At 55.1% G+C, this 17,213-nt stretch carries 17 protein-coding genes and 1 tRNA gene; 12 read left to right on the top strand and 6 right to left on the bottom strand.

The features are described 5' to 3' along the window. The first annotated feature begins 1 nt into the window (after window position 1). The 3 genes from paaK (at window position 2) to paaY (ending at window position 3,362) form a co-directional block, all read left to right on the top strand. Window positions 2–1,309 carry a phenylacetate--CoA ligase PaaK gene (gene paaK, locus ACMV5H_RS18465; RefSeq protein WP_414822263.1) on the top strand — a complete coding sequence of 436 codons (1,308 nt, stop codon included), beginning with the start codon at window positions 2–4 and terminating at the stop codon, window positions 1,307–1,309. Between the two features lie 502 nt (window positions 1,310–1,811). After that, complete coding sequence (paaX, locus tag ACMV5H_RS18460) at window positions 1,812–2,753, top strand: phenylacetic acid degradation operon negative regulatory protein PaaX (RefSeq protein WP_368439197.1); 942 nt, start codon at window positions 1,812–1,814, stop codon at window positions 2,751–2,753. Between the two features lie 12 nt (window positions 2,754–2,765). Next, on the top strand, window positions 2,766–3,362 hold the full coding sequence (paaY, locus tag ACMV5H_RS18455; RefSeq protein WP_414822262.1) for a phenylacetic acid degradation protein PaaY: 597 nt from the start codon (window positions 2,766–2,768) through the stop codon (window positions 3,360–3,362). 29 nt (window positions 3,363–3,391) lie between these two features. Here the strand turns inward: paaY and ACMV5H_RS18450 are convergent, their stop codons facing one another. The 5 genes from ACMV5H_RS18450 to ACMV5H_RS18430 form a co-directional block, all read right to left on the bottom strand. Beyond that, window positions 3,392–4,795 (bottom strand): amino acid permease, encoded by a 1,404-nt coding sequence (locus ACMV5H_RS18450; RefSeq protein ID WP_414822261.1) that lies wholly within the window; start codon window positions 4,793–4,795, stop codon window positions 3,392–3,394. Between the two features lie 15 nt (window positions 4,796–4,810). Then, window positions 4,811–5,995 (bottom strand): aromatic amino acid transaminase, encoded by a 1,185-nt coding sequence (locus ACMV5H_RS18445; protein WP_021805759.1) that lies wholly within the window; start codon window positions 5,993–5,995, stop codon window positions 4,811–4,813. A gap of 62 nt (window positions 5,996–6,057) precedes the next feature. Beyond that, window positions 6,058–6,429 carry a RidA family protein gene (locus tag ACMV5H_RS18440; protein WP_021805760.1) on the bottom strand — a complete coding sequence of 124 codons (372 nt, stop codon included), beginning with the start codon at window positions 6,427–6,429 and terminating at the stop codon, window positions 6,058–6,060. Next, on the bottom strand, window positions 6,413–7,228 hold the full coding sequence (locus ACMV5H_RS18435; protein ID WP_021805761.1) for an alpha/beta hydrolase: 816 nt from the start codon (window positions 7,226–7,228) through the stop codon (window positions 6,413–6,415). Before ACMV5H_RS18435 ends, ACMV5H_RS18440 begins: the two co-directional genes overlap by 17 nt. A gap of 224 nt (window positions 7,229–7,452) precedes the next feature. Continuing rightward, entirely contained in the window at window positions 7,453–8,358 is a 906-nt protein-coding gene (locus ACMV5H_RS18430) for a LysR family transcriptional regulator (protein WP_115158108.1), read from the bottom strand. A gap of 101 nt (window positions 8,359–8,459) precedes the next feature. Between ACMV5H_RS18430 and ACMV5H_RS18425 the strand changes: the two genes are divergently transcribed. The 9 genes from ACMV5H_RS18425 to ACMV5H_RS18385 all read left to right on the top strand — a co-directional run bounded on the left by ACMV5H_RS18425 (window position 8,460) and on the right by ACMV5H_RS18385 (window position 16,257). After that, window positions 8,460–9,086: a glutathione S-transferase family protein gene (locus ACMV5H_RS18425; protein ID WP_059201142.1), complete on the top strand. Its 627-nt coding sequence runs from the start codon at window positions 8,460–8,462 to the stop codon at window positions 9,084–9,086. 1 nt (window position 9,087) lies between these two features. Next, window positions 9,088–10,011 (top strand): pyridoxamine 5'-phosphate oxidase family protein, encoded by a 924-nt coding sequence (locus ACMV5H_RS18420; RefSeq protein WP_115158109.1) that lies wholly within the window; start codon window positions 9,088–9,090, stop codon window positions 10,009–10,011. 172 nt (window positions 10,012–10,183) lie between these two features. Then, complete coding sequence (locus tag ACMV5H_RS18415; RefSeq protein ID WP_021180872.1) at window positions 10,184–10,408, top strand: YdcH family protein; 225 nt, start codon at window positions 10,184–10,186, stop codon at window positions 10,406–10,408. 318 nt (window positions 10,409–10,726) lie between these two features. Further along, window positions 10,727–11,515 (top strand): DgsA anti-repressor MtfA, encoded by a 789-nt coding sequence (gene mtfA, locus ACMV5H_RS18410; protein WP_021805763.1) that lies wholly within the window; start codon window positions 10,727–10,729, stop codon window positions 11,513–11,515. A gap of 93 nt (window positions 11,516–11,608) precedes the next feature. Next, a tRNA-Asn gene (locus tag ACMV5H_RS18405) sits at window positions 11,609–11,684 on the top strand. A 131-nt stretch (window positions 11,685–11,815) separates the two neighbouring features. Further along, window positions 11,816–12,796 carry a GlxA family transcriptional regulator gene (locus tag ACMV5H_RS18400; protein ID WP_414822260.1) on the top strand — a complete coding sequence of 327 codons (981 nt, stop codon included), beginning with the start codon at window positions 11,816–11,818 and terminating at the stop codon, window positions 12,794–12,796. Window positions 12,797–12,873: 77 nt separating this feature from the next. Beyond that, entirely contained in the window at window positions 12,874–13,884 is a 1,011-nt protein-coding gene (gap, locus tag ACMV5H_RS18395) for a type I glyceraldehyde-3-phosphate dehydrogenase (protein WP_115158110.1), read from the top strand. Window positions 13,885–14,103: 219 nt separating this feature from the next. After that, complete coding sequence (gene pagP, locus ACMV5H_RS18390) at window positions 14,104–14,673, top strand: lipid IV(A) palmitoyltransferase PagP (RefSeq protein WP_021805766.1); 570 nt, start codon at window positions 14,104–14,106, stop codon at window positions 14,671–14,673. A 126-nt stretch (window positions 14,674–14,799) separates the two neighbouring features. Beyond that, window positions 14,800–16,257 (top strand): AMP nucleosidase, encoded by a 1,458-nt coding sequence (locus ACMV5H_RS18385; RefSeq protein ID WP_021805767.1) that lies wholly within the window; start codon window positions 14,800–14,802, stop codon window positions 16,255–16,257. A gap of 30 nt (window positions 16,258–16,287) precedes the next feature. Here the strand turns inward: ACMV5H_RS18385 and nac are convergent, their stop codons facing one another. After that, window positions 16,288–17,211, bottom strand: coding sequence for a nitrogen assimilation transcriptional regulator NAC (nac, locus tag ACMV5H_RS18380; RefSeq protein ID WP_414822259.1), 924 nt, complete (start codon window positions 17,209–17,211; stop codon window positions 16,288–16,290). Between the last annotated feature and the right edge of the window lie 2 nt (window positions 17,212–17,213).

The following is a 17,213-nucleotide window of genomic DNA, read 5'->3' as shown; positions in this document are numbered from 1 at the left end:
GATGACTACAAATCCACGGCCCATCGACGCGATTGAATTTGCTTCACGCGACGAAATCGAAGCATTACAACTGGAACGCCTGCAATGGACCCTGCACCATGCCTACAACAACGTACCTATGTATCAGCGCAAGTTCGATCAGGCTGGCGTTCACCCGAGCGATCTGAAGCAACTGAGCGATCTGGCGTTTTTCCCTTACACCACCAAGCAGGACCTGCGTGACAACTACCCGTTCGACACCTTTGCCGTGCCGATGGAACAGGTAGTACGCATTCATGCTTCATCTGGCACCACAGGCCGCCCAACGGTAGTAGGTTATACCCTGCGGGATATCGATAACTGGGCCGATATTGTCGCCCGCTGCCTGCGCTCTGCCGGGGCCACGGCCAAAGACAAAATCCACGTTGCCTACGGTTACGGCCTGTTTACCGGCGGGTTGGGCGCACACTATGGCGCAGAACGCCTGGGTGCGACGGTGATCCCGATGTCCGGCGGCCAGACGGAGAAGCAGGTGCAGCTGATCCTGGATTTCAAGCCCGACGTGATCATGGTGACTCCGTCCTACTGCCTGACGCTGATCGACGAGTTGGAACGCAAAATGGGCGGCGATGCACGCAACTGCTCCCTGCGTTTGGGCGTGTTTGGTGCAGAACCCTGGACAGAATCTCTACGCCATGAGATCGAGTCACGCATGGGGATCAAGGCGCTGGATATCTACGGCCTTTCCGAAGTGATGGGGCCAGGCGTGGCGATGGAGTGTGCCGAAAGCGGCGGCGGCCCGACTATCTGGGAAGACCACTTCCTGCCAGAGATCATCAACCCGGAGACGGGCGCGATACAGACTGACGGCGAGCATGGCGAACTGGTTTTCACCACGCTGACCAAAGAGGCTCTACCGGTGATCCGCTATCGTACGCGCGACCTCACCCACCTAATGCCAGGGGATGCCCGCAACATGCGCCGGATGGGCAAAATCACCGGCCGTTCCGACGATATGCTGATCATTCGCGGCGTGAACGTGTTCCCTTCACAGGTCGAAGAACAGATTATGCAGTTCGAGCATCTGTCGCCGCATTATCAGCTGCAGGTGAGCCGTGCCGGGCATCTGGATACCTTGGCGGTACGGGTGGAACTGAAAGAGTCGGCGCTTACGCTCAACCACCAGCAGCGTTGCGATATCTGCCACCAGCTGCGTCACCATATCAAATCGATTGTCGGGGTCAGCACCGACGTCAGCATTGCCAACTGTGGCGATATTCCACGTTCGGAAGGCAAGGCCCAGCGGGTGATCGATCTGCGACCACGGTGATTTTTCCCCTCACCCTAACCCTCTCCCAAAGGAGAGGGGACCGATCGAGTGCGCTTGAAATTAGAGTGACTCACCTTAGATAGGGGACCGATCGAGTGTGTTTGAAATTAGAGTGATTCACCTTGGATGAGATGAAGAGAAGCCCGAGTTTGCTGAGATTATCACTTTACTTCCAAACGAGCAGGGGCTATCAGCTCCCTCTCCCTGTGGGCTGAGGAATCCCCACTAATTTTTTCTTAGTGGTTTCAGAGAACTAGAGCGAGTGTTTTACGATCAATCTGTTCCATTTTGGTCGTAAATTGGCAGTGAGAGAATGACGAACCACTTCTTCTCGTCTGCTTGAGGCTATTTTTTAGTCCGATTTTGGCTAAAAAACAGCCTATTTCTCATCTCGATTTTTCTGGGGATTCCTCAGCCCTGTGGGAGAGGGTTGGGGTGAGGGGCAAGCCGTTGTCGTTTATGCTAATGTCGTGTCTCAGCAAAGGCTTACCCAGGGAAAAATATGGAACATAAACTGGACGACTTTATCCGCCATGCGTTAAGTGCCCAACCGATCAGCGGCACCTCGCTGATCATCTCGCTCTACGGTGATGCGCTGAGCCATCGTGGTGGTGAGGTGTGGCTGGGCAGCTTGAGCGCACTGCTGGAAGCCTTGGGCTTCGGCGATCGTTTCGTGCGTACCTCAGTGTTTCGTTTGCAAAAAGAGGGTTGGCTGGACGTAGAGAAGATCGGGCGGCGCAGCTATTACCGCGTTACCGAACAGGGTATGCGCCAGTTTCGCCATGCCGAATCCAAAATCTACCTCAGCGAACAGCCGCAGTGGGATGGCAAGTGGGAGCTACTGCTGTTGGAAAGTGCGGAAAAAACCGAGCGTGCGCGGCTGAAAAAAGAGCTGGGCTGGCTGGGCTTTGGCCAGATCGCCAACAACCTGATGGCCGCCCCCACTCATGCGCAAACCGACGTCACCGCCCTGCTCGGCGAACTCAACGCCAGTGAACAGGTGATCTACTTCCGTGCCGACTATCCCTATAACCGTTCCGAACAGACGCTGCGCCAAATGGTCGCCAGCTGCTGGTCGTTGAGCGAGGTGGCCGGTTACTACCATGAGTTTATCGTCTCCTTCCGCCCGTTGATGGCCCTGCTGCGCGAAGCCGACGAGCAGGAACTGACGCCCCTGCGATGCTTTCAGATTAAGCTATTATTAATCCACTTTTTCCGCCGCGTGGTGTTGAAAGATCCTCTGCTGCCAGATGCCCTGTTACCCGCTCAATGGGAGGGCCAAATCGCCCGCAACCTGTGCATCAATATCTATCAGCGAGTGGATCGCGCCGCGACGGAATATGTCAGCGCTTTGGCAGAAACCTCCATCGGCACCTTACCTGCACCCAGTGCCGGTTACTATCGCCGCTTTGGCGGACTGCCGCGCGATCCCACTACATTTTGAGGAGTTTGCGCTATGCCCGTGTATCAGATTGACGGTTTGACGCCGGTGGTCGATCCCAGCAGCTATGTTCACCCCACTGCGGTACTGATTGGCGACGTGATTATCGGCAAAGGCGTCTACATCGGCCCCAATGCCAGCCTGCGCGGCGACTTTGGGCGCATTGTGGTCGAAGACGGTGCCAACGTTCAGGATAACTGCGTGATGCACGGCTTCCCGCTGCAGGACACGGTAGTGGAACAAGATGGGCATATCGGCCACAGCGCCATATTGCACGGCTGCCGCGTGCGCCGTAACGCGATGATTGGCATGAATGCCGTCATCATGGACGGTGCGATCATTGGTGAGAACTCCATCGTCGGCGCGGGTTCCTTCGTCAAGGCCGCCGCGGAGATTGGCGCCAACCAACTGGTGATTGGCAGCCCGGCAAGGGTGATCCGCGAACTGACCGAACAGGAATTAGCCTGGAAACGCACTGGCACACTCCAGTATCAGGAGTTGGTCTTACGCTGCAAAAACAGCCTGAAAGAAGTGGCCCCTCTCTCTGAACCAGAGCCAGGCCGCCAACGTCTGAACTTCGGCGACCACATCATCCCCAAAAGCCAGCTTTAGTGCTTGGCCGGGCCGCAGCCCGGTCAACATTACTCCAAACTCTGTACCGGTACTTCAGCTGCAACCGATGCCTGCCCTCGTCGACTGTAAAAATAGATGGCGACTAGCAGCGCGGTGAAGGGAATGCCAAACCACAGCGTCATTCTAAAGAAGTCCGTGAACAACGTGGTTATCATCAAGCCAGCCATCAGGAGCGCCCCCGCCAAGGTAAAGTAAGGATAACCCCACATGCGGAACTTGAGGTGCGTCTGCGTATGCTGGCGGCGGAAGAACAGATGGGTAACAAAGATCATCAGCCAGGTGAAACAGGCACCGTACACCGAGATCGACATCATCACCGCGAACGATTGCTCTGGGGCGGCAATACTCAGCACGATAGAGACAATAATCCCCACGCAGGAGAGCGCCAACGCATTGACCGGAATCCCCCGTTTGCTAAGCCGCCCCAGCGCCGCCGGAGCCTGCCCGGCACGGGACAGTGAAAACATCATGCGGGTGGTGATATACAGCTGGCTGTTCATGGCAGACAGTGCCGCAATCAGTACCACAAAGTTAAAGATCCCGGCGGCGGCAGGCAGATGGATCACGTTCATCGCCACCAGGAACGGGCTTTCACCAGTGCCAGACTGCCGCCACGGTACGATGGCCAGCATCAGCGCTATCGACATCATGTAGAAGATAAACAGCCGCAGAATGGTACCTTTAAACGCACTTTTCACGGCAACCACCGGGTTTTTCGCTTCCCCTGCGGCAACCGCGATCATCTCAATACTCAGATAGCTGAATATCGATACGATCACCGCAAACCACATGCCTTTCACCCCGAACGGGAAGAAGCCACCGTTGTCGGTGAAGTTACGGATGCCGAAGGTCGGGTTGGCGGAAAACGCCAGGATGCCGATGCCAATCATGATAAACGCTGAAATGGCCACCACCTTGACGGTAGAGAGGGCGTACTCCACCTGTCCAAAAGACTTGACCCCAACCACGTTGACGACGATCACCGCCGCCGAGAACAACAGCACCCACGGCCAGATCGGCGTACCTGGGAACCAGAACTGCATATACATGCCGATGGCGGTCACCTCGGTGCCCACCGCCAACACCACGCAAGACCAATAGGAATAGCGCACCAGAAAGCCAAACAGCGGGCTGAGATAGAACTCTGCATAATCGCCGAACGATCCTGGGGTTGGGTGCTCGGAGGTCATTTCCGCCAGGCATCCCATCAGCAGCAGCGCAATCACCCCGCCGATGAAATAGCTCAGCAATACGCTTGGCCCAGCCATCTGGATCGCGTAAGCACTCCCCAGAAACAGGCCGGTACCAATGGCCCCACCGATCGCCAGCATCGACATCTGCCCGGCGGTCAGGTGCTTTTTCAGCCCATCCTGCCGCTGGGCGATAGCGTCAAAACGTTTCGCATCTTTCATGGTTGCTCACCTTTTCTATGCGGTACGGGTAACGTCAAGGATGGCGGCGGTCACATAGTCCAGGTTTTGCTGGTTCAGGCCAGGCAGACACATCCTGCCGGGCGCCACCAGATAAATGGAATATTGCTGCCGCAGTTGACCGAGCTGGCGTTCATTCAACCCGGTGTAGCTGAACATGCCCTTTTGATCGCGAATGCGGGTGTAGTCCAGCGTGGTACCGCCCTGCTCCAGGCCAGCAGCCAGGCCAACGCGCATCTGTTTGATGCGTTGACGCATGGTGGTCAACTCACTGGCCCACTGTTGGTATAGCTGCGGGTCTGCCAGCAGGGTTTCCACAATCTGGCTACCGTGAGTCGGTGGGCAGGAATAACTGCGGCGGATCAGCGTCTTCAATGCACCTTTTACGTTCGCCGCCGCCTCGGCCGTAGCGCAGCGCACCGATAGCCCCCCTAAACGCTGGCCATACAGCGCCACGTTCTTGGAAAAGGAGTTGCTGACCAGAAAATCCACGTCGGTTTTCAACATCGCCCGCAGCGCGAAGCAGTCTTCGTCCAGCCCATCGCCAAAGCCTTGATACGCGATGTCAAAGAAAGGCAGTAGCCGACGCTGTTGCACCACATCGATCACCCTTTGCCATTGCGCCGGGCTGAGATCGGTGCCGGTGGGGTTATGGCAGCACGGATGCAGCAATACCACTGCCCCCTCCGGCAAAGTGGAAAGCATGTCGAGCATGGCTTCCAAACGCAGTTGGCCAGACGCATCGTCAAAATACGGGTAGGTATTCACCTTCAAGCCAGCCCCTTCGAAGATCGCCCAGTGGTTGGCCCAGGTAGGATCGGAAACCCAGATTTCGCGGCGCGCCAGATAGTGATAAATAAAATCGGCACCCAGTTTCAGTGCGCCAGAGCCACCCACACTTTGTACCGTAGCAATACGGTCCGCCGGCTCACCAAACAGCAGCGTCTGGATCTGGCGGGCAAACAGTGCAGAACCTTCGATTGGTGGGTAAGTATGTGGCCGCTGTTGTTCCAGTAAACGCTGTTCGGCAATATGTACGGCCTGCATCAGGGGAATATTACCCTGATGATCGTAATACAGACCGATACCCAAATTAACCTTTTGCGGATTAGCATCCTGCATATAGGCTTCCATCAGTGACATAATAGGATCGGGCGTTGACGGGGTAATATGTGCGAACATAGATTATCCTTAACTCATTATGTAATGAATCAGCAGGTGAATATTATTTTATGAAGATTTAATTACGCTGTGGCGCTAACGGTGATTTCTATTTTCATTCCTGGCACCACCAATTTATCAACAATCACCGTTGAGCGGTTGGGATACGGATAATTAAAATACTGTTGATAGATTTTATCGAGCAGTTTAACGTCATTAACATCGGTAAGATAAACAATAACCTGTAATACATTATCGCTATGGCTATTGGCGGCCTTCAGCGTGGTGGCTAAATTATCAAACGTCAGCGTAATTTGTTTTTCCGGATCGCCGGTTTCAATAGTGCCATCCTGGCGGACCGGGCCATGGGCGGTGAATAACATCCCGCCGCCTTTGGTCGCCCAGGAAAAAGGTTGCCCGATCTCCGGCAGGCCGGTTTCAATGACTGTGCGCATCAAGATACTCTCCATCGGTAAGCAGGAAACGGTGCAGAGCGCCATCGGCGGCAAAGACCGCATCCAGCACGCTGTAATGATTAGCACCGGGGAGCGCATAACGGCTAACCGGCAGCCCCTGCGCCCGCAATGCGGAATAATAATAAAGCGATTGCCCAATCAGCTCCGGCAGTTCCGCCGCGCCGTAAAACAGCACCATGGGCTTCAAAGATAGCGGTATATTACGCGCCGGGCTCAAGGCCTCTATCTGCTGGGTGGTCAGCTTTAGCTGCTGGTTTACGTAGCTCGCCAGCAGCGGCTGTAACTCAAAAATGCCGCTGATGGGAAACACCGCCTGCACCCGCGGATGGTGTTGCCAATACGCTGCCAAATGTCCACCGGCAGAATGACCTGTGAGATAAACCGGTTTATCGCCACGCGGCTTCAGCCGCCGCTCGATGGCATCCAGCGCGCCCCCAATTTGCTGACAAATATCGGCCAAGTTAGCCGCTGGCGCCAGGGTATATTCCACCAGTACCACATCAAAGCCTAATGACAATGGCGTGCTGGCAATAAAAGCAAAATCCTGCTTATCACAAAACTGCCAATAGCCGCCGTGAATAAATATTATCGTGCCTTTATATTCTTCAGTTGAATAAAACCAGTCAAAAACTTCACGCGGCGCATCCCCATAAGCCATATTCAACTCATGGCGTTGCTGTTGGTAAACTCGCTGACTGCGTGATTGAAATGAGAGCAGGATCTCGTTTTCATCAGCCACCGTCGTTGCGTTATCGTAACTGCCCGCTAAAAGTTTCATATATTAAACTTTGTTTATTATTTAAGATGTGAGTTAACCATTAGCAACATGTTAAAATATTGTCAAGACAGCGAATGCGGCAATGCGTGTTCGGCGAGATAAATTTATTTTTTCCGGCAATAAGTTTCACTGGTTAAACATTTAGAGGTTATTTTAAAGTTTCATCCATGAAACTCGAAAATAAATTGAGGATAAAAGATAAGTGTGCGCAGCATGCGTCACCCCTACGGGCGAGCCGGTTGTATTTGCGCGATTTGGCTGAGGTGCTGATAAGCGTAATCCCAAAAGGTACGCACCTTCAGCGGCATGTATTGCACATTATTCGCCACCAGTTGCACCGGTATTGGCAGGGGCTCGTAGGCGGCCAGCAGCCGCACCAGCGTGCCATTGGCCAGATCGTCCGCCACCTGATAAGACAGCAGCCGGGCAATCCCCTTGCCTGCCCGCACTGCCAACAGTTGAGTTTCCACCTCGTTCAACAACAAGCGTGGCGTCAAACGTACTCGCTCACCGTTTTCGTCAGGCCCAAAGCGCCATTCACCTGACGTCGGACGTAAAGTGCCGACAATAGTGTCATGATCGCTCAACTGCGCCGGTTCCAGCGGCTCCCCTCGTTGCGCCAGATAGGCTGGGCTAGCCACGGTGATGCGTGTCACCTCTCCAAGCTTACGCGCCACCTTGGAGGAATCCTGCAAATGCCCGATGCGCACCGCCACATCCAGCCCTTCATCGATCAGCTCCAGATTGCGGTCATTTAACTGCATGTCGATGTGGATTTGCGGGTAACGTTCGAGAAAAGCCATCACCATCGGTGCCACATGCTTGCGCCCAAACTGTACCGGCGAAGTAATACGCAGCAGTCCGCTCAGTTGAGCCTCTGCGGTATCCATTACCGCACCTTGATAGTCATGCAACAGAGCACGCGCGCGTTCGGCTAAACGCAAACCGGCCTCCGTAGGTGCCAGACGCCGGGTAGTGCGTTCCACCAGCCGCGCCCCCAACCGCTGCTCCAAAGCAGCGATAGCTCGGGTTACCGCCGGAGCGGAACGGCGCAGCTTGCGGGCCGCACCGGCCAAACTCCCCTGCTGGATCACCGCCACAAAAATCGCCAACTCGTCCAAACGATCCATAGATTATTCCGCCAAGTGAAATTATCAATTGCCATCTTCCCGGATACCCATCATCTGGCGCAAGAGTATTCTGGTCAGCAAGGCCATAAAGGAGACTCACCATGCAAACGTTGAAACTATACGGCACTCCGGCCTCTGGCCATTGCCACCGCGTCGAGTTGCTATTGCGGATGCTAGATCTGCCTTATGAGTATTGCGAAGCCCCGGCCACGGTGCGCCGCAGCGAGGCGTTCCTGAGGCTTAATCCCGTTGGACAAATCCCGGTATTGCTGGCCGATGAGCAGGTATTGAGCGACAGCAACGCCATCATGGTGTACCTGGTCAAACGCTATGCGCCGGATAGCCACTGGTTGCCAGAAGATCCGTTGGCAGCAGCCCAAGTTCAAGCCTGGCTTTCCAAAGCGGCCGGAGAGGTGCGCTATGGCCCCGCATCTTGTCGGATGGTGGTGCAATTTTCTGCGCCAGAGAACTACCCGTCTGCACAAGCCATCGGCGCACGCTTTCTACCCCAGTTAGAGCAACATTTGGCAGAACGCGAGTTTTTGGCAACGTCTTTGCCAACGATTGCCGATCTGGCCTGTTACAGCTACGTGGCGGCCGCCCCAGAAGGTGGACTTTCCCTCAAGTCCTTCCCGGCAATCCAGCGTTGGCTAGATCGTATTGCCGCGCTACCCGGGTTCTTCCCCATGCCTGCGTTACCCCTGCCTGACCAGGCTGTAGGCCAATAACATGTCTCCCTCCATGTTTCATCCCGATGAGCAGTTGGCGCAGGATCTGGCCGGTTTTGATGCGGTGAGCGGGAATATCTATACCGCCATGCCCGATCAACATCGCGAGTTCTTCGCTCACCTGCCCTACCTGTTTGTTGCCACACTGGATGAGCGGCAGTGGCCGGTTGCTACGGTGTTCAGTGGGCCTGCCGGCTTTTTGCGCTCGCCAGATGAAACACATTTGCGGATCGTTTCGCCACGCCGGGCGGACGATCCCGCTCAGGCATCGCTCTATCCCGGGCAGCCTGTCGGCGCATTAGGGTTAGATTTCAGTAACCGCAGGCGCAACCGGGTCAACGGCATCATTAACCGCACGGATAAAAACCGCTTGGAGATTGTGGTGCAACAAAGCTTTGGCAACTGTCCGCAGTACATTCAACGGCGAGAGCTGTTCGCCGAGCCGAGCGTTGCCGCCCCCATTGAGCAGTTGAGTTCGTTAGACGATCAGGCCCGACAACTGATCCAACAGGCGGATACCTGCTTTGTGGCCAGCTATGCCCACGGTGATTCAGCGCAAGGTGGCGTAGATATCTCGCATCGCGGCGGTAAACCGGGGTTCATCCATCTGGCTGGAGAAACCCTGTGGATACCGGATTTTCGCGGTAACCGTTATATGAATACGCTAGGAAACCTGCTGGCACAGCCGAGGACGGCGCTGTTGTTTATCGATTTTGCACACGGGGACATTCTACATTTGCAAGGGGAAACCCAGATCTTATGGCAGGCGGAAAACGAGGCCGTCGAAGGAGCCGAGCGCTACTGGCGATTTGATATCACCAGTGCATGGCGTTTTCGCCAGGCACTGGGCTGGCGCGGCAGAAACGTTGAGTTCTCTCCGGCAACGTTACGCACGGGTATTTGGCAAAATCACGCAGAAAGCTAAACGGTCGCGCATGCTCGCCCTATCCCCATTCAGCGACATTGCCACGCTGTCATCAATCTGCACAGCAGGATCTATTTTTGCTAGCTAGCGCCATTTTAAATAAATCCACGCTGGGTTACAGTGAAAGTGGAGAAGCCCTCCAGTGTACAGTTTGACTCAAAGGAGCTTGAGTATGTTTCCAGAATACCGTGAGTTAATATCGCACCTGAAATCAAGCCATCCCCGCTTCCAGTCATTGTTTGATAAGCACAACCAACTCGACCACCAAATCTCCAGGTTAGAAGGGCCTGCAGGCAACGGCTACTCTGACGAGGTGGTTCGCTTGAAAAAAGAGAAGCTACATATCAAGGATGAGTTACACAAAATACTAAAGGCAGAGGAAGCCGCGGCCAAGTAGCGCATGCCGATCCCCGCGCTACTGCGGGGATCACCGCTTGAGCGCCATTAAACCCATTGGTATAAAATTGCTTATTTATCGTTTCCATTCCATTCTTCGGGACGTTGGTCACAGACAAAGTTAAGCGTAAGTGATTGAATAGTAGCGCAGAGCAAGGTTTTAATCCGCATAGCGGGTAGCCTTGAGACGGTTTGCAAGGCCGTCGCGTTCAGCCACTCCGGCAGCTCTGCGTGAAACGCTTGCTATAGTGCCCCCTTTTGCGGCATGTTGACATTATCAGCCCCAGCCGAATGTTCCAGTGACCCTTAGAGCAACGCAATGATTAAATGGCCGTGGAAAGCAAATCAAGCGCAGGCGGAAACGTTTGCCGACTGGCAGGAAGCCCTGTCCATTCCCCTGCTCTCACCTTTGGATGAGCAAGAGCAGCGGCGTTTGGTGGCGGTTGCCAGCCAGATTTTGCAAAATAAACGCATCGTGCCTTTACAAGGGTTGGAAGTGACATCCCTGATGCAGGCGCGTATTGCCCTGCTGTTTGCGTTGCCGGTGATGGAACTGGGGGCAGAATGCCTGGACGGTTTTAACGAAGTCCTGCTCTACCCAACCCCGTTCGTGGTGGAAGATGAATGGCAGGATGATATTGGTCTGGTGCATTCCGGGCCGGTGGTACAAGCGGGCCAAAGCTGGGAACAGGGGCCTATCGTACTCAACTGGCTAGACGTGCAAGACTCCTTCGACCTTTCCGGCTTCAACCTGGTGATCCATGAAGCGGTGCACAAACTGGATATGCGTAATGGCGGCACCGCTACCGGCGTGCCCCCAATCCCGCTGCGCGATATCGCCGCCTGGGAATACGATTTACACGCCGCGATGGAAAACCTGCAGGATGAAATCGATATGGTGGGTGAAGAAGCAGCCAGCATGGATGCCTACGCCGCCAGCGATCCGGCAGAGTGCTTTGCCGTGCTGTCCGAGTACTTCTTCAGTGCCCCTGAACTGCTGGCCAACCGCTTTCCTGAGTTGTACGAGCATTTCTGCCGCTTCTACAAACAAAACCCACTGGCACGTTTGCAGCGTTGGTATGCGGACAGCGAGCCACAACGGGACTGAGTTTGCTCAGATGATGAGCTGTCGCACCCCCAGAATCAATTTTGCGTTGACACGATCTGCACGGCTGGATATGATGCGCCCCGTTCACACAATTCCTCTGTAGTTCAGTCGGTAGAACGGCGGACTGTTAATCCGTATGTCACTGGTTCGAGTCCAGTCAGAGGAGCCATATTTAGAAAAGCCCGCTTAGGCAACTAAGCGGGCTTTTTGCTTTTTCATTGGCCCCAAGAGCCCCCGCTACCGATCAATCTAGTCAGCCCCCTCACTTGACTTATTTTGTCTAATTTGTATTTTAAGGACATGCATACCTTTTTGATTATCGTCCCCGAAGGGGGCATGTTATTCGAGCCTACGGGCATTGCCGATATCCTGATGCAAGCCAACCGCTTGAGGCCGACGGATGCCGCGCATCCACCTTATCAGGTGTCGATTGCCACGACCCAGGCGCACCGCGTGATCCATGGGGGGGCGGGGCTAAATCTGCTGGCCGATCACCGTCTGACTGACCTTGATCCCACCCTGCCGCGTGACACCATTATAATCACCGGCAAAGGTATGAGCGTTGAGGAAAGCGATATCGTCGTCAATTGGCTGCGTCAGGCTGCGCCGTATGCACGGCGGATCGTATCGATTTGCGGCGGTGCGTGGCTATTGGCTCAGGCCGGTCTGCTTGATGGCCGCCGTGCCACCACGCACTGGCGGCTCCTGGAAGCGATGCAAGCTCAATTCCCCAGTGTCCACGTTGAGAAAGGCCCGATTTATCTTCAAGACGGCAATATCTGGACCTCCGCTGGCGTCAGTTCGGGCTTCGACCTCACGCTGGCTTTAGTGGAAGACGATCACAGCTTCACGTTAGCGCGCGATGTCGCCCAAGACTTGGTGATGTTCCTGCGCCGCCCCGGAGGACAGTCTCAGTTCAGCCGTTTTCTGCTCAGCCAAGCCAGCTCGCCTGGCCCAATTCGTGACCTGCAAACGTGGATACTGCAAAATCTGTCCGGCGATTTATCTGTTGAAAGGTTGGCGGAACACGTGGCCATGAGCCCAAGGAATTTTACCCGCGTTTTCACCCGTGAAACCGGGATCAGCCCCGCCAAGTATGTGGAAGAAGTCCGCCTCGACGTAGCACGGCAACACCTGGAACAAAGCTCGGATAAGCTTGAACAAATCGCCACCGCCACGGGTTTTGGCAACAGCCTCAACCTGCGTCGCGTGTTTGAAAGAAATTTACAACTCACACCCTCAGATTATCGAGAGCGTTTTCACGCTCGCACTATGTCCTAAATTGATTGTTATTTGTCATTTACGCCAAATGATCCACGCACTATTTTGGAACCAGATAACTCACCGAGGAGCACATCATGGTCAAAGTAGGCATTAATGGGTTTGGTCGCATTGGCAGAAACGTACTGCGCGCCGCGCTGGGTCGCAATGACTTTCAGGTGGTGGCAATCAATGACCTGACCGACAGCAAAACCCTGGCTCATCTTCTGAAATACGACTCGCTGCAGGGCACCTTGGCCGCCAGTGTTGAAGCCTCTGAAGGGCAGTTATTGGTGGATGGTAAAACCATTCACGTCTTCTCCGAACGCGATCCGGGCGCAATTGCGTGGAGCAGCGTGGGGGTTGATTTGGTTATCGAAGCCACCGGATTCTTCACCGACAAAGCCAAAGCCGAAGTACATATCACCAAGGGCGGCGCAAAGCGGGTGATTTTATCTGCGCCCGGTAAAGACGATGACATCACGGTCGTGATGGGCGTCAATCATGAGAAATACGATCCCGCCTTGCATAAAGTGGTCAGCAACGGCAGTTGTACAACTAACGGTTTAGCACCAGCAGCGCTGGTTCTGCACCAAAGCTTCGGTATTGAACATGGTTTGATGAACACCACCCATGCCTATACCAACAGCCAGGCCCTGCACGATCAACCGGAAAAAGATCTGCGCGGAGCCCGTGCCGCTGCGCTTTCTATCGTGCCTTATTCTAGCGGTGCGGCTAAAGCGCTCGGTAAAGTGATCCCGGAGTTGGACGGACGCCTGACCGGCTATTCACTGCGCGTACCAGTGCCCGTGGTGTCTATTGTTGATCTGACCGTCACGCTCAAACGTGATGTGACGGTAGAAGAAGTGAACGCGGCATTTCGCAAAGCGGCAACCTCAGGCCCCTTACAAGATATCTTGGGCTACAGCGATGAGCCTTTGGTATCGAGCGATTATCAGGGTGACCCACGTTCATCAATTATCGACGGACTGTCTACGCTGGTCATCGGCGGCAATCTGGTGAAGATCCTCGCATGGTACGACAACGAATGGGCTTTCTCTAATCGTCTGGTTGATCTGGCTGTTTTGATGGACCAACGCGGTTTGTAATTTCGCTAAGCGGGCGCTCTGTGCAGCGCCCCTCATCGCCTCCCTTCTCTTCATCCCCTCCACAAACCAGCCAATGAATTTTCGCGATTACCAGAAAAGCGCCAGCCATCGGCTAGACTTTAACTTGTCAGTGCAGTACTGCTAGATCGATACCTATAAAGAGAAAAATTGCGTCGTAAACAGAATAATATGGGTCATTACCCATCACAGGAGCACGCTATGCGGATGTTTCTTGCAGTGGTCTGGACAGGGCTGTTATTGCTAACCACGCCAACTCATGCAGCAGAACCGGAACCCAGCACCGGGCGGGTCTCGGGCTGGTGGAACTCTTTAACCAGCGGTGTCGCACAAACCTGGGAGGACCCGCAATACCACGATCTTTATCTGCCGTTTATCAGTTGGCACGCCCGTTTTATGTACGACGAGACGGATCATTACAATGAGATGCCGTGGGGCGGCGGCTTTGGGATATCGCGCTATAACGAAGAAGGTGACTGGAGTGCCCTGTACGCGATGATGTTTAAAGACTCCCACAATGAGTGGCAGCCGATTGTCGGCTATGGCTGGGAAAAGGGCTGGTATCTGGATCAGAATCAAGATTTTCGCCTTGGGTTTGGTGTGACGGCGGGGATCACCGCACGTGAAGATTTCGGCAACTACATTCCATTGCCGATCGTGCTGCCGCTGTTTTCCGCTGGCTACAAGCAGGCAACCGTTCAGTTCACCTATATCCCCGGTACCTACAACAACGGCAACGTGCTGTTTGCCTGGTTACGCTTTAGTTTTTAGTTCGGAGTCATCATATGAGCGGGCGCACATGATGCGCCCCTACTCCACGCAAGTGCAGCAGCAGATAGATTCATTCGGCCAACGCTTTACGCTATGCTGAGGTATCGCAAGAACCGAGGAAAAACAATGAATACCCCTGAAAAAAAGTCGCTGACTGCCCTGCAAGCCCTCGACCAACTCGAAGTACTGTATGACGCATCGGTCAACGCGTTGCGCGCGGCCATCAAACAATTTATCGCGGATGGCACCCTGCCAGAATCGCAGGCCCGTGCCTCGGGGCTGTTTTCCTACCCGGAGCTGCGAGTACGCTGGGATGGTGAACATCCCGACCATCCAAGAACTCGGGCCTATGGCCGTTTTACCCGGCCTGGCAGCTACACCACCACCATCACCCGGCCGCAGCTGTTCCGCCCTTATCTTGCCGAACAGTTGGCAATGCTGACCAGTGAGTATGCCGCCGTGATCGAAGTGGTTCCTTCTCAACAGGAGATCCCCTTCCCTTATGTGATCGACGGCTCCGATCTGGCCTTGGACAGAACCATGAGTGCCGGGCTTACCAAGCATTTCCCCACTACCGAGCTGGCGCAGATTGGCGATGAAAATGCAGACGGCCTGTCCCCTTTTGCCAACCATTTTCCACTCTCCCATTTTGACGCGCTGCGGACCGATTTCTCACTGGCCCGTCTGCGGCACTACACCGGCACGCCGGTGGAACATTTTCAGCACTTTGTGTTGTTTACCAACTACACGCGCTATGTCGATGAGTTTATCCGCTGGGCGTGTAGCCAGATCGCCGATCCGGCCAGCCCCTATATCGCGCTTTCTTGCGCCGGTGGCCACTTTGTTACGCCAGAAACGCCAAATCCAGAGCAGACGGTGTCCGATCTAGCCTGGAAGAACCACCAAATGCCCGCCTATCACCTGATCGCCAACGATGGCCAGGGGATCACGCTGGTCAATATTGGTGTCGGCCCTTCCAATGCCAAAACCATCTGCGATCACCTGGCCGTGCTGCGTCCCCATGCATGGCTGATGATTGGCCACTGCGGCGGCCTGCGGGAAAGCCAGTCAATTGGCGACTACGTGTTGGCCCACGCCTACCTGCGTGACGATCATGTATTAGACTCGGTGCTGCCACCGGATATCCCAATTCCAAGCATCGCGGAAGTTCAGCGTGCGCTGTATGACGCCACCAAAACGGTAAGCGGTATGCCTGGGGAAGCGGTAAAACAGCGGTTACGTACCGGGACAGTGGTCACCACCGACGATCGTAACTGGGAGCTGCGCTATTCGGCTTCCGCACTGCGCTTTAACCTCAGCCGCGCCGTCGCCGTCGATATGGAAAGCGCCACCATCGCGGCGCAGGGTTATCGCTTCCGGGTGCCTTATGGCACACTGCTGTGCGTGTCTGATAAACCGCTGCATGGCGAGATTAAACTACCGGGCCAAGCCAACCGTTTCTACGAGGGTGCGATTTCGGAGCACTTGCAGATCGGGATTTGTGCCATCGACCTGTTGCGGGCTGAAGGTGAACATCTGCATTCACGCAAACTGCGCACCTTCAACGAGCCGCCGTTCCGCTAACCCAAAGGCTGGGCGCCGCACGCGGCGCCCCTACAGCGCCAAAGCCAGCATTCGCGTCGGCTGATGATGGCTGGCGGTAATTTCCAGCAGGATCTCCTTCACCGCTCCCGCCACCGCAGTGAGCGGCTTTTGGCCGCAAACCACTAACGCCAGCGGTACCGAAAGCGCCGGAGCATTGAGGCGGATCATCCAGGCCTTGGCCGGGCCGATCGTCGCCCTGGCAATCGATTCTGGCAGGATCGTCGCCCCCATTCCGCTAGCGATAGCGGCGCAAAGCATGCTGTGTGATTCGATCTCACCAATCACATTCGGCGTGAGTTGGCGCAGCGCCAGAGCCTCATCGACCAGGTCACGCACCAAATCCCCCTCACGTGGCAAGAACAGATTAAACCTGCTCACCGCCGATAAATCGATGCTGTTGCCCGGATGAGGGATACTTCTTGCCGCGACCAGATACAAATCCTCTTTCGCCAACGCCGTAACGTTCAGGTTCGGTGGCATGTTCTGCCCGTACATCACCGCCATATCCAGAGCCTGCGTCGCCACCTGCTGGCTCAACGCGTTGCCGATATTCTCATTCAGGCTCAGCAAAATCCCAGGATGCCGATCGCGTACCGCTTGCAACAGCGGCAGCGCCAACTGCGAGGCCGCACTGCCTTGCACCAGGCCGACCGCCACCTGTCCAACCAGCGTTTCCCCACTGCCGATCACAGCTTGCTGGGCCTGCTCGCACTGCTGAAGGATGGTTTGCGCATGCGCATAAAGAATATTGCCGGCCTCCGTGGGCATCACTCCGCGCTTGGTACGGATCAGCAATTGCTGTTTCAGTTCCCCTTCCAGAGTGGCAACTTGCTGGCTCAGCGCAGGCTGCGCAATATGCAACACTTCTGCCGCCTGAGTCAGGCTGCCGATATCGACGATCTTTACGAAATACTTCAGGCGTCTGAAATTCATCG

This window comes from Serratia sp. N21D137 (assembly GCF_047530005.1).
GTDB lineage: Bacteria > Pseudomonadota > Gammaproteobacteria > Enterobacterales > Enterobacteriaceae > Chania > Chania fonticola_B.
The sequence above is the reverse complement of the archived record's forward strand: the minus strand, read 5'-3'. Positions and strand labels throughout refer to the sequence as shown.

Bases quoted from the DNA above. Each gene is read 5' to 3' on its own strand.
- paaK (WP_414822263.1), top strand. From the start codon at position 2: ATGACTACAAATCCACGGCCCATCGACGCGATTGAATTTGCTTCACGC.
- paaX (WP_368439197.1), top strand. From the start codon at position 1,812: ATGGAACATAAACTGGACGACTTTATCCGCCATGCGTTAAGTGCCCAA.
- paaY (WP_414822262.1), top strand. From the start codon at position 2,766: ATGCCCGTGTATCAGATTGACGGTTTGACGCCGGTGGTCGATCCCAGC.
- ACMV5H_RS18450 (WP_414822261.1), bottom strand. From the start codon at position 4,795: ATGAAAGATGCGAAACGTTTTGACGCTATCGCCCAGCGGCAGGATGGG.
- ACMV5H_RS18445 (WP_021805759.1), bottom strand. From the start codon at position 5,995: ATGTTCGCACATATTACCCCGTCAACGCCCGATCCTATTATGTCACTG.
- ACMV5H_RS18440 (WP_021805760.1), bottom strand. From the start codon at position 6,429: ATGCGCACAGTCATTGAAACCGGCCTGCCGGAGATCGGGCAACCTTTT.
- ACMV5H_RS18435 (WP_021805761.1), bottom strand. From the start codon at position 7,228: ATGAAACTTTTAGCGGGCAGTTACGATAACGCAACGACGGTGGCTGAT.
- ACMV5H_RS18430 (WP_115158108.1), bottom strand. From the start codon at position 8,358: ATGGATCGTTTGGACGAGTTGGCGATTTTTGTGGCGGTGATCCAGCAG.
- ACMV5H_RS18425 (WP_059201142.1), top strand. From the start codon at position 8,460: ATGCAAACGTTGAAACTATACGGCACTCCGGCCTCTGGCCATTGCCAC.
- ACMV5H_RS18420 (WP_115158109.1), top strand. From the start codon at position 9,088: ATGTCTCCCTCCATGTTTCATCCCGATGAGCAGTTGGCGCAGGATCTG.
- ACMV5H_RS18415 (WP_021180872.1), top strand. From the start codon at position 10,184: ATGTTTCCAGAATACCGTGAGTTAATATCGCACCTGAAATCAAGCCAT.
- mtfA (WP_021805763.1), top strand. From the start codon at position 10,727: ATGATTAAATGGCCGTGGAAAGCAAATCAAGCGCAGGCGGAAACGTTT.
- ACMV5H_RS18400 (WP_414822260.1), top strand. From the start codon at position 11,816: ATGCATACCTTTTTGATTATCGTCCCCGAAGGGGGCATGTTATTCGAG.
- gap (WP_115158110.1), top strand. From the start codon at position 12,874: ATGGTCAAAGTAGGCATTAATGGGTTTGGTCGCATTGGCAGAAACGTA.
- pagP (WP_021805766.1), top strand. From the start codon at position 14,104: ATGCGGATGTTTCTTGCAGTGGTCTGGACAGGGCTGTTATTGCTAACC.
- ACMV5H_RS18385 (WP_021805767.1), top strand. From the start codon at position 14,800: ATGAATACCCCTGAAAAAAAGTCGCTGACTGCCCTGCAAGCCCTCGAC.
- nac (WP_414822259.1), bottom strand. From the start codon at position 17,211: ATGAATTTCAGACGCCTGAAGTATTTCGTAAAGATCGTCGATATCGGC.